Raw genomic sequence first — 11973 nt, forward strand, 5'->3', positions numbered from 1 at the left:
GCTCAATCGAACATCGGGCCGCAAACACGATGCGGGAGAGCCGGTACGCCGGCACCGAAGGAGCAAGCCTCCCCGCCAATCTCTCAGGTCCTGTACCGCATCGGACTGGCCACTCTGGAAAGCAGCGCACGTTCGTGGTGCGCTCGCCGACGGTGAAAGCAGTGTCCGCAGCAGCGGCGCTCGTGAAGCTCTCAGGCCAATGACAGAGGGGGAGTTCCCAACGGGCACCGTCAGGTGTCCGCAGCGCACCACGCGACCCCGGAGAACTCGTGACCGACCTCGAACGAACCAGCCCGCTCCATGCCGTCCACGAAGCCGCCGGCGCGAGCTTCACGGACTTCGCCGGATGGCAGATGCCCGTGCGGTACTCGAGCGACCTCGCCGAGCACCACGCCGTGCGCACCGCCGCCGGCATCTTCGACATCTCCCACATGGCCGAGATCCAGGTCGTGGGCGACGACGCCGCCGACTTCCTCGACCAGGCGCTCGCGGGCAAGCTGTCCGCCATCGATCTGCTCCAGGCCAAGTACTCCCTGCTGCTGAACGAGGCCGGCGGCATCATCGACGACCTCGTCGTCTACCGCAACGGTGAGCACGAGTACCTCGTCGTCGCGAACGCGGGCAACCACGACGCCGTCGTCGCAGCGCTCACCGAGCGGGCCGCGGCGTTCGAGCACGTGGTCGTCATGGACCGCAGCGACGAGATCGCGCTCATCGCCGTCCAGGGGCCCGCCTCCCGCGCCATCCTCCAGGCGACCGAGGGGCTCCACATCCTGGACGAACTGCCGTCCCTCGACGAGGTGAAGTACTACCGCGCGACGGGTGCCTCCTTCGAGAACGGCACGGTCTTCATCGGGCGCACCGGGTACACCGGCGAGGACGGGTTCGAGCTGTACGTCGACGCGGCCGACGCCGTGGAGCTGTGGAACGCCATCATCGCCGCCGGGACACCGCTCGGACTGGTCCCCGCCGGGCTCGCCAGTCGCGACACGCTCCGGCTCGAAGCCGGCATGCCGTTGTACGGCCACGAGCTCGGTCCGGACATGCTGCCCGTGCAGGCCGGACTCGGCCGCGTCGTCGCACTCGGCAAGCACGGCACGTTCATCGGTCGTGACGCCGTCGAGGCCGGTCCGGCGGACGACGCACCGGTGCTCGTCGCCCTCGTCTCCGAGGGGCGTCGCGCCGGTCGTGCCGGTTACCGTGTCCTCGCCGGCGACACGACCGTCGGCGAGGTGACGAGCGGGGCACTGTCGCCCACCCTCGGACACCCGATCGCCATGGCCTACGTGCACCCCGACCACGCCGAGCCGGGCACCGTGCTCGACATCGACGTCCGCGGCACGCGGATCCCCGCGACCGTCACCACGCTCCCCTTCTATTCGAGAGAGAAGTAACCCATGGCCGACAAGACCACCCTCAAGTACACCGCCGAGCACGAGTGGATCCGCGTCGAGGGCGATCTCGCCGTCATCGGGATCACCGACTACGCCGCCGAGAAGCTCGGTGACGTCGTCTTCGTGGACCTCCCCGCCGTCGGCGCGGCGCTCTCAGCCAGCACCGTGGTCGGCGAGATCGAGTCCACGAAGTCCGTCGGCGAGCTCTTCGCCCCGCTCGACGGCGAGGTCGTCGAGGCCAACGGCGCCGTCGTCGACGACCCGTCGCTCGTCAACAGCGACCCGTTCGGTGCCGGCTGGCTCGTCTCGGTGCGCTACGACGCGCTGCCCGACACGCTCCTCAGCTGGGACGACTACGCCGCGCTGGTGGGCGAGTGATGGCGGACCGCTTCGCAGAACGGCACATCGGAACCGACACCGCCGCCCAGGCGACGATGCTCGCCGCCGTCGGGTACGACAGCGTCGACGCCCTGCTCGCCGCGGCCGTCCCCTCCGCGATCACGGCCGCCGAGCTCGCCTCGTCCAGCATCCCCGACGCCGCGACCGAGCGGGCGGCGCTCGCCGAACTCCGTGAGCTCGCCGGCCGCAACACGGTGAACCGGAGCCTGATCGGTCTCGGTTACTTCGACACGATCACGCCGGCGGTCATCAAGCGGAACGTCCTCGAGAACCCCTCCTGGTACACGGCCTACACGCCGTACCAGCCCGAGATCTCGCAGGGCCGCCTCGAGGCGCTCATCAACTTCCAGACGATGGTCGCCGACCTCACCGGTCTCGACACGGCCAACGCCTCGATGCTCGACGAGAGCACCGCGGTCGTCGAAGGCATGCTCCTCGCGCGACGGGCCTCGAAGCTCGCCGACGCGACGTTCATCGTCGACGCCGACGCGTACCCGCAGACGAAGGCGCTCCTCCGGAGTCGCGCGGAAGCGGTCGGCATCGACCTCGTCGAGCTGCCGTTGTCGACCACCTCGCCCGAGGACCTCCCGGCGGCGTTCGGTGTCTTCGTGCAGTACCCCGGTGCCTCCGGGCTCGTGTGGGACCCATCGGCGGTCCTCGCGGCGGTCAAGGCGGCCGGCGGCGTGTCGGTCGTCGCAGCGGACCTCCTCGCCCTCACGCTCATCTCCTCGCCCGGTTCCCTCGGCGCGGACATCGCGGTCGGGACGAGCCAGCGCTTCGGCGTGCCGATGGGCTTCGGCGGGCCGCACGCGGGGTACCTCGCGGTCCGCAAGGGCCTCGAGCGCCAGATGCCCGGTCGCCTCGTCGGCGTCAGCCAGGACGCGGCGGGTCACCCCGCCTACCGGCTCACGCTGCAGACGCGCGAGCAGCACATCCGCCGTGAGAAGGCCACGAGCAACATCTGCACGGCCCAGGTCCTGCTGGCGGTCATGGCCGCGATGTACGCGGTGTACCACGGGCCAGACGGGCTCAAGCGGATCGCGCAGTCGGTGCACGCGACCACCGCGAGTGCAGCCCGTCTGCTGAGGTCGGCGGGTGTCGAGGTGCTCACGGAGCACTACTTCGACACCCTGCAGGTGCGCGTCGCTGACAGCACAGCGGTGGTGTCGGGTGCGCACGACCGCGGCCTCCTGCTGTGGGCCGTCGACGAGACGACCGTCTCGATGAGCTTCGACGAGGTGAGCGCGGTCGAGAGCGTCGTCCCGACCCTCGTCGAGGTGCTCACGACCGCTGGGACCGCCACCGTCGGAGAGCCGTCGGCATACGTCTTCGACGAGGGGTCGTCCGCCTCGGCGTTCGGTCCGAGCGCCGTGTCGGAGTACCCGGCCACGCTCGCCCGCGAGACCGAGTATTTGACGCACCCGGTGTTCAACACGCACCACTCGGAGACCGCCATGATGCGGTACCTCAAGCAGCTGGCCGACCGCGACTACGCGCTCGACCGGGGGATGATCCCGCTGGGTTCGTGCACGATGAAGCTCAACGCCGCCACCGAGATGGAGGCCGTCACCTGGCCCGAGTTCGCCGGGCTGCACCCGTTCGCCCCGCGTGAGGACGTCGCAGGCTCGCTCGAACTCGTCGACCAGCTCGAGACCTGGCTGGCCGAGGTCACCGGGTACGACTCCGTGTCGCTCCAGCCGAACGCCGGCAGCCAGGGCGAGCTCGCCGGTCTCCTCGCCATCCGCGGCTATCACCGCGCGAACGGCGACGAGCAGCGGACGGTCTGCCTCATCCCCTCGAGCGCGCACGGCACGAACGCGGCCTCCGCCGTCCTTGCCGGCATGCGTGTGGTCGTCGTCGCATGCGACGAGCAGGGCAACGTCGACCTCGACGACCTCCGGTCGAAGATCGAGGCCAACGCCGAGTCTCTCGCCGCGCTCATGATCACCTACCCGTCCACCCACGGCGTGTACGAGCACGAGGTGAAGACCATCACCCAGGCCGTGCACGACGCCGGCGGCCAGGTCTACGTCGACGGCGCGAACCTCAACGCACTGCTGGGCTACGCGCGGTTCGGGGAGTTCGGCGGCGACGTCTCACACCTGAACCTGCACAAGACGTTCTGCATCCCGCACGGCGGTGGCGGCCCCGGTGTCGGGCCGGTAGCTGCGAAGGCGCACCTCGCGCCGTTCCTGCCCGGTCACCCGCTGGCGCAGCGCGCCGAGCACCCGCTGCTCGGCGGCGGGACGGTCGTGCACGACGGCGGTCCGATCTCGGCGGCTCCCTACGGCAGCCCGAGTATCCTGCCGATCTCGTGGGCGTACGTCCGCATGATGGGTTCGGAAGGGCTCCGCGAGGCGACCGGTGCTGCGGTGCTCGCGGCGAACTACATCGCTGCGCGACTGCGCGACCACTATCCCGTCCTGTACACGGGCGACAGCGACCTCGTGGCGCACGAGTGCATCCTCGACCTCCGTCCGCTCAAGGAGGCGACCGGGATCTCCGTCGACGACGTGGCGAAGCGCCTCGTCGACTACGGCTTCCACGCGCCGACGATGTCGTTCCCCGTCGCGGGGACGCTCATGGTCGAGCCGACCGAGAGTGAGGACCTCACCGAGGTCGACCGCTTCGTCGACGCGATGATCGCGATCAAGGCGGAAGCGGACGCCGTCGCGGCGGGCGAGTGGCCTGCCGACGACAACCCGCTCGTCGGGGCGCCGCACACGGCCCAGTCGGTCGTCGAGGGGGAGTGGACGCACGCGTACTCGCGCGAGCTCGCCGTCTACCCCGTGCACACGCTCGTGCGCACGAAGTACTGGCCGCCGGTGCGTCGCATCGACCAGGCGTACGGCGACCGCAACCTCGTGTGCGCCTGCCCGCCGCCCGAGGCCTTCGCCTAGCCGGTCCATGAGCACTCCCTCGCCCATTCGTGGGCGAGGGAGTGCTCGTTCGTCCCGTAATGGGCGAACGGGTCGTCAGGAGGACGGCGTCGCGGCGAAGATCTCCGGCCACCAGGCGACGGCGAGCGGGAAGCCCGCGAACGAGATGATGTCGATGACCGTGTGCGCGACGACGAGGGGCATCACCCGACCCCAGCGCTTGTAGCACCAGCCGAACGCGATCCCCATGGCGACGTTGCCGAAGAACGGCCCGATGCCCTGGTACAGGTGGTAGCTCCCGCGGAGGACGGCGGTCGACAGGATGATCGTCCACCACCCCCACCCGATCTCGCGGAGCCTGGTGTACAGGTAGCCGATGATGATGACCTCCTCCTGGAGGCCGGCGCGGAGGGCGGAGAAGACGAGCATCGGGATCGTCCACCAGTACATCGTGTCGGGGAACGTCGAGACCGCGACCGTGACGCCGAGTGCGCGGCCCAACGCGTACACACCGATGCCGGGGACACCGATCGCGGCGACGAGGAGCAGACCGCGGCCGAGGTCGCGTCCGGGGGAGCGGAGGTCGAGTCCCATCCGCGCGAAGCCGCCGCGTCCGGGCTGCCAGAGCAGGTAGATGACGAGGGCGACCGGCGCGAGCTGGAAGAAGAGCCCGAGGAACTGGTAGCTGAAGTCGAGCCACTCCCGGGTCGCCTGGGTGGTGTTGATCGCCGCAGATTGATCGGAGAGCGGCGGCCCCGCGGTGAGCTTCGCGATGAGCGAGATGATCGAGTACACCGCCGACGCCCCGAGGCTCAGCGCGAGGACGATGCCGATCTCCCACCACCGACGGCTGTCTCCGGCGCCCTCGGGGAGGTCCGGTCCCCGCTCGGTGGTGTTCTGCTCGCTCACCGGTCCATTCTGCTGTCTGGTGGCTCCGAACGCACCGCATACCATCTGCACGTCCGCACGGCGGATATCGGGAGATGAACGCCTTACGATTCGTATCCAGAACGAGGAAGCGACCGCACGAGTTTTGCGATCATGATCGTTCTGTTGCGTCGTGGGCGGGATCCGTGCACGAAAAAGCATCCGTGAGCAACAATCCGTCGATTGGGTTACCGCTGTGTAACGTTTGGCGTCCCAGTTTGCTCGCCGTCCTGCTTCTGCTTATCGTCAGAGTATTCAAAGAGCGATCCAGCGCACACGATGCGCTGGTTTCGCTTGCCCTTTCCCCAAGGAGGAACTGTGAAGTTCAGTCGGTTCGGCTCTGCCGCCGCCATCATCGCAGCAGGGGCTCTCGTCCTCACCGGTTGTTCCGGTGGCGGTTCCAGCAGCGAGAGCACCAGCAGCGCATCATCCATCATCACGACCAACGGCTCCGAGCCGGAGTCGGGCCTCATCCCCAGCGACACCAATGAGGTCGGTGGCGGAAAGATCATCGACGAGGTCTTCGCAGGCCTCCGCTACTACGCGGCCGACGGCAAGCCGGTCGACGACCTGGCCGAGTCGATCGACACCGACGACTCGACCACCTTCACGATCAAGATCAAGGCTGATCAGAAGTTCACCAACGGCGACCCCGTCACCGCTGACTCGTTCGTCATGGCATGGCAGGACGCCGTCGTCAACCTCCGCAAGAACGCCTCATTCTTCGCTGACGTCGAGGGCTACAACGAGACCGGCCAGCCCCTGACGGGCCTGAGCGTCGTGGACGACACCACCTTCACGGTGAAGCTGTCCGCACCTGCATCGGACTTCCCGCTGCGTCTGGGCTACTCCGCCTTCTACCCGCTGCCCGCTGCAGCGTTCGACGCGGCCGGCAAGGTCACGGACGAGTTCGGACAGAACCCGATCGGCAACGGCCCGTACAAGGTCGACGGCGACAAGGCGTGGAAGCACAACGAGTCGATCAAGCTCGTCAAGAACGACGAGTACAAGGGTGGCCGCGAAGCCAAGAACGGTGGCCTGACCATCACGTTCTACAAGGACTTCGACAGCGCCTACGCCGACCTGCTGAGCGGCAACCTCGACGTCCTGGACCAGATCCCGGACTCCGCGCTCTCCACCTACCAGGACGACCTGGGCGACCGCGCGGTCAACCAGCCGGCCGCCGTGTTCCAGTCCTTCACGATCCCGTCCCGCCTCCCGCACTTCAGCGGTGAAGAGGGTCAGCTGCGTCGTCAGGCCATCTCGTACGCGATCAACCGTGAAGAGATCACCAAGGTCATCTTCAACGGGACCCGCACGCCGGCGACCGACTTCACCTCGCCGGTCATCGACGGCTACTCGAAGGACATCGAAGGTAACGACGTCCTCAAGTACAACGAGAAGAAGGCCAAGGAACTCTGGGCCGAGGCCGACGCCATCTCCCCGTGGGACGGCTCCTTCCAGATCGCGTACAACGCCGACGGGCCGCACCAGGCCTGGGTCGACGCAGTGACCAACGGCATCAAGAACGTCCTGGGCATCGAGTCCTCGGGCGTCCCGGTCGCCGTCTTCGGTGACTTCCGCGCCGGCATCACCAACCGCTCCATCGAGACGGCGTTCCGCTCCGGATGGCAGGCCGACTACCCGGGTCTGTACAACTTCCTCGCTCCGCTCTACGCGACCGGTGCTTCCTCGAACGATGGTGACTACTCCAGCCCCGAGTTCGACAAGCTCCTCTCCGAGGGTTCGTCCGAGACCGACCTGGACGCTGCGAACAAGAAGTTCCAGGACGCCCAGGCGGTCCTCTTCAAGGACCTGCCGGCCATCCCGCTCTGGTACCAGAACGTGAGCGGCGGCTTCGGCGAAGGCGTGCAGAACGTCGAGTTCGGTTGGAACTCGGTGCCGCTGTACTACGAGATCACCAAGTAGTCTTGTAGCGGCATAGCTGGGTGGGTCCGGTTCTTCCGGGCCCACCCAGCTTCACGAGTTCAGGAGTCCCACACCATGGGCGGTTACATTCTTCGTCGTGTCCTGCAGGCTATCCCCGTACTGCTCGGCACGACCTTCCTCATCTATTTCATGGTCTTCGCGTTGCCCGGTGATCCCGTGCTCGCATTGTTCGGCGACAAGACGCCGAGCGCCGCGCAGATCGCTCAACTCAACGCCGAGTACAACCTCGACAAGCCGTTCATCGTGCAGTACTTCCTGTACCTCGGCGGCATCTTCACCGGCGACCTCGGAACGTCCTTCTCCGGGCAGCCGGTCAGCGAGATCCTCGCGCAGGCCTTCCCGGTCACGCTGCGGCTCGCCGTCATCGCCGTCTTCTTCGAGATGGTCGCCGGCATCACGATCGGTCTCATCTCCGGCATCCGAAAGGGCGGCATCTTCGACGCCTCGTTCCTCGTGGTCAGCCTGATCCTCATCTCGCTCCCCGTCTTCGTCATCGCGTTCGTCGCGCAGTACGTGTTCGGGATCCAGCTCGGGTGGTTCAGACCGACGGTCGGCCCGGGCGCGCCGATACAAGACCTCCTACTCCCCGCACTGGTCCTCGCCACCATCAGCTTCGCGCAGATCGTGCGGTTGACCCGGTCCTCGGTCATCGAGACGCAGTCGCTCGACTTCGTCCGTACGGCGTACTCGAAGGGCCTCAGCCGTCGCCGGGTCATCCCCGTGCACATCCTGCGCAACTCGCTGATCCCGGTCGTGACCTACCTCGCGGTGGACTTCGGTGTGCTGATCGTCGGCGCCACGGTGACCGAGGGCATCTTCAACGTCCCCGGTGTCGGCCGCACGCTCTACCAGGCCATCCTCCGAGGAGAAGGCCCGACCGTGGTGTCCTTCGTGACGGTGATGGTGTTGTTCTACCTCATCATCAACCTCGTCATCGACCTCTTCTACGCCGTGCTCGACCCAAGGATCCGCTATGTCAAGTAATGATCAGGAGCCGACGATCAAGCGATCCCCGAATCACTTCGTCGCGCCGCTCGAAGAGACCCCCCTCGCGGTCATCGACGCCGTCAAGGTCGACGAGAAGGTCAGCAACCTCTGGACCGACGCCTGGGCGTTCATGCGCCGTCGTCCCATGTTCTGGATCTCGTCCGTCCTCATCCTGCTCGTCGTGGTCGTGGGCCTGTTCCCCTTCCTCTTCACGCAGACGCCCCCGAACAACCAGTGCTTCCTCGAGAACAGCAACGGCGGGCCTGAGGCTGGCCACATCCTCGGGTTCACGAAGCAGGGCTGCGACATCTTCGCGCGGGTCATCTACGGGACCTCCACGTCGCTGTCCGTCGGTCTCATCGTGACGTTGATCACCGCCACGCTCGGCATCGTGTTCGGCGCGTTCGCCGGCTTCTACGGCGGTTGGGTCGACTCGGTGCTGTCCCGCATCGGCGACATCTTCTTCTCCATCCCGTACATCCTCGCGGCCGTCGTCGTCATGTCGGTGCTCGCGAAGTACCGGAGCGTGTGGACGATCTCCTTGGCGATCGGTCTGTTCGCCTGGCCATCAGTCGCCCGAGTGCTTCGAGCGGAGGTGCTCAGGGTCAAGAACGCGGACTACGTCCAAGCGTCCATCGCGCTGGGTGTCTCCCGCTTCAAGATCCTCCTGCGCCACGTGCTGCCGAACGCGATCCCACCGGTGATCGTCGTCATCACGATCTCGCTGGCGTCCGCGATCGTCGCCGAGGCGACGCTGTCCTTCCTCGGCGTGGGGCTCGGAAGCGAGACCATGTCCTGGGGCAACGACATCAGCCAGGCGCAGCGTGACCTCCGCACGGCGCCGCAGGTGCTGATCTACCCGTCGATCGCGCTGTCGCTCACCGTGCTCAGCTTCATCATGATGGGCGAAGTCCTGCGAGACGCGCTCGACCCGAAGGCGAGGGCCCTGCGTTGAACGCGAGCCAGATGAACACCCAGCAGCCGCTGCTCGAGGTCAAGGACCTCGAGGTCACCTTCCGTACCCAGAGCGGGACGGTCCAGGCCATCCGCAAGACCGGATTCACCATGATGCCCGGGGAGACCGTCGCGATCGTCGGTGAGTCCGGATCCGGGAAGTCGACGACCGCGCACGCGATCATCAACCTCCTGCCCGGTACCGGCAAGATCAGCGGGGGCGAGATCCTCTTCGAGGGGCGCGACCTCTCGAAGCTCTCCCGCAACGAGATCGAGGACGTCCGCGGACGCCTGATCGGTTTCGTGCCGCAGGACCCGATGTCCAACCTGAACCCGGTGTGGAACATCGGCTTCCAGGTCGAGGAGGCCATCCGTGCCAACGGCATCGCCCACGGCAAGAAGGCCGTCCGTGCCAAGGCGATCGAGGTGCTCCAGCAGGCCGGCCTCTCCGACGCCGACCGTCGCCTGAAGCAGTTCCCGCACCAGTTCTCCGGCGGCATGCGTCAGCGCGTGCTCATCGGTATCGGTCTGTCGTCGAGCCCGAAGCTGCTCATCGCGGACGAGCCGACGTCGGCGCTCGACGTCACGGTCCAGCGGAAGATCCTCGACCACCTCGAGAGCCTGACCCGCGACAGCGGCACGGCGCTGCTCTTCATCACGCACGACCTCGGCCTCGCCGCCGAGCGCGCTGAGAAGCTCATCGTCATGTACAAGGGGCAGATCGTCGAGGCCGGTCCGTCGGTCGAGATCCTGCAGAACCCGGTGCACCCGTACACGAAGCGGCTCGTCGCAGCGGCGCCGAGCCTGGCGTCGCGTCGCATCCAGTCGGCGACCGGATCGCTCGAGACCCTCGACCACGAGGCTCCCGCCGGCTCCGAGGGCATCGACCTCATCGTCGCCGCCGAGCACCGCGCTGCGGCGCAGGCTGCCCAGCCGGACGCGGAGGCCGCGATCGTGGTCAAGGACCTCGAGAAGGTCTACAACATCCGTGGCCAGAAGGCGGCTGAGCGGGAGCTCAAGGCCGTCGACGGCGTCTCGTTCGAGATCCCGAGGGGCACCACCATGGCGCTCGTCGGCGAGTCCGGATCCGGCAAGTCGACCGTGGCGAAGCTGCTCCTGCAGCTGGAGACGCCGACGTCCGGCCAGATCCGCATCGGTGGCAAGGCGATGGAGGGGCTCGATCGCAAGGGCCTCCTCGCGCTGCGCCGGAAGATGCAGCCGGTCTTCCAGGACCCCTACGGTTCCCTCGACCCGCTGCGGAACATCGGCAACACGATCGCTGAACCGCTCGTCACGCACAAGGTGGGCAACAAGGCCTCCCGCCGTGCTCGCGTGCTGGAGCTCCTCGACCAGGTCTCGCTGCCGCAGGCGGTCGCGACCCGGTACCCGAACGAACTCTCCGGTGGACAGCGTCAGCGCATCGCGATCGCTCGCGCACTCGCGTTGAAGCCTGAGATCGTCGTCCTCGACGAGGCGGTGTCCGCGCTCGACGTCCTCGTCCAGGCGCAGATCCTGCAGTTGCTCGCCGACCTCCAGTCGGAGCTGCAGCTGACGTACCTCTTCATCACCCACGACCTCGCGGTCGTGCGCGTGATCGCCGACAACGTCGCGGTCATGCAGAAGGGGAAGATCGTGGAGGCGTCGACCACGGACGACGTCTTCGAGAACCCGAAGCAGCAGTACACGCGCGAACTCCTCGACGCCATCCCCGGCGCCGGGATCGAGCTCGCGCTGTAACCGGCGCACCACGTCGGAGGGCGGTGCCGCGGAGTGATCCGTGGCACCGCCCTTCGGCGTTGCGGGAGGCGTCCGCCGGTCGCTAGCCGAGGAGCGCCGAGGCGACGCCCCAGAGGACGAGTGCGGCCGTGACGCCGAGGGCGACGACGTCCCAGCGCGAGGTGGCGAGGCGGTCGTCCTTCGGGTCGATCCGACCCCAGCGTTCGTGCGCACGGTCGATGAGGTCGACGGCCGTCGGACCCTCGTTGCCGGCGCGGCCGGGTCGGCGGACACCCGCCGCGCGGTCCTGGTGGTCGACCCCGCGTCGTCCGGCGCGTCCGCCGATCATCGACGGGCGGTCGAGACCGGCGCTCGGCGCGCCCCAGCTCGTGATCTTCCGACCGTCGCGGAGGAGCACCGTGAGCTGGTAGCGGCTGGTCGCCTCCTCCATGCGCGACCACGGGATGTCGTGGAGACGCCCCACGTTCACGATGGTCAGCTGCGACGGCTCGATGACGATGCAGGGGCGGACGAGGACGAGGTAGACCAGCCACACGACGAGGAGCTCCCACGGGAGCGCCTGGACCGCGAAGTCCCAGGCCCCGCGGCCGACGGCGTCGATGATGAAGAAGACCATGAGCAGGGCGGTGACCCCGAGGATCCAGAAGCCGCTCGTGCTCCGCAGAGTGGTCCGATTGCCGGCGTTCGTCGCTTCGTTCACGTCCACCATCCTTCCAGGCCGCCGACCCGCGGGGCCGCACGGCTCG

At 67.6% G+C, this 11973-nt stretch carries 9 protein-coding genes and 1 riboswitch; of the genes, 7 read left to right on the forward strand and 2 right to left on the reverse strand.

Going from position 1 to position 11973, the window contains the following annotated elements; translation table 11 throughout:
• The first annotated feature begins 22 nt into the window (after positions 1-22).
• A riboswitch (glycine riboswitch) is annotated at positions 23-108 on the forward strand.
• A gap of 161 nt (positions 109-269) precedes the next feature.
• The 3 genes from gcvT to gcvP are packed head-to-tail and all read left to right on the forward strand — an operon-like array spanning position 270 to position 4693.
• Complete coding sequence (gcvT, locus tag GV015_RS10330) at positions 270-1394, forward strand: glycine cleavage system aminomethyltransferase GcvT (RefSeq protein ID WP_159878228.1); 1125 nt, start codon at positions 270-272, stop codon at positions 1392-1394.
• A 3-nt stretch (positions 1395-1397) separates the two neighbouring features.
• A complete protein-coding gene (gene gcvH / locus GV015_RS10335) occupies positions 1398-1772 on the forward strand; it encodes a glycine cleavage system protein GcvH (RefSeq protein ID WP_124769004.1) in 375 nt (124 codons plus the stop codon).
• Entirely contained in the window at positions 1772-4693 is a 2922-nt protein-coding gene (gene gcvP / locus GV015_RS10340; protein ID WP_159878230.1) for an aminomethyl-transferring glycine dehydrogenase, read from the forward strand. The genes gcvH and gcvP overlap by 1 nt, the downstream gene beginning before the upstream one ends.
• Before the next feature lie 75 nt (positions 4694-4768).
• On the opposite strand, the gene GV015_RS10345 is transcribed toward gcvP, so the two are convergent.
• Positions 4769-5581, reverse strand: coding sequence for a CPBP family intramembrane glutamic endopeptidase (locus GV015_RS10345; RefSeq protein WP_236555393.1), 813 nt, complete (start codon positions 5579-5581; stop codon positions 4769-4771).
• Between the two features lie 336 nt (positions 5582-5917).
• Here GV015_RS10345 and GV015_RS10350 point away from each other — a divergent pair, with 336 nt between their 5' ends.
• The 4 genes from GV015_RS10350 (at position 5918) to GV015_RS10365 (ending at position 11227) form a co-directional block, all read left to right on the forward strand.
• Positions 5918-7528 (forward strand): ABC transporter substrate-binding protein, encoded by a 1611-nt coding sequence (locus tag GV015_RS10350; RefSeq protein WP_236555395.1) that lies wholly within the window; start codon positions 5918-5920, stop codon positions 7526-7528.
• A 75-nt stretch (positions 7529-7603) separates the two neighbouring features.
• The gene (locus tag GV015_RS10355; RefSeq protein ID WP_064296418.1) at positions 7604-8533 is read left to right on the forward strand and encodes an ABC transporter permease; all 930 of its coding nucleotides are present in this window, start codon (positions 7604-7606) and stop codon (positions 8531-8533) included.
• The gene (locus tag GV015_RS10360) at positions 8523-9491 is read left to right on the forward strand and encodes an ABC transporter permease (RefSeq protein ID WP_064296417.1); all 969 of its coding nucleotides are present in this window, start codon (positions 8523-8525) and stop codon (positions 9489-9491) included. The genes GV015_RS10355 and GV015_RS10360 overlap by 11 nt, the downstream gene beginning before the upstream one ends.
• 11 nt (positions 9492-9502) lie before the next feature.
• Positions 9503-11227 (forward strand): ABC transporter ATP-binding protein, encoded by a 1725-nt coding sequence (locus GV015_RS10365; RefSeq protein ID WP_159878234.1) that lies wholly within the window; start codon positions 9503-9505, stop codon positions 11225-11227.
• An 82-nt stretch (positions 11228-11309) separates the two neighbouring features.
• Here the strand turns inward: GV015_RS10365 and GV015_RS10370 are convergent, their stop codons facing one another.
• Complete coding sequence (locus GV015_RS10370; RefSeq protein ID WP_159878236.1) at positions 11310-11927, reverse strand: hypothetical protein; 618 nt, start codon at positions 11925-11927, stop codon at positions 11310-11312.
• Positions 11928-11973: the final 46 nt, after the last annotated feature.

Origin of the sequence: Plantibacter sp. T3, from assembly GCF_902506515.1 — a bacterium.
GTDB classification, from domain to species: domain Bacteria; phylum Actinomycetota; class Actinomycetes; order Actinomycetales; family Microbacteriaceae; genus Plantibacter; species Plantibacter auratus.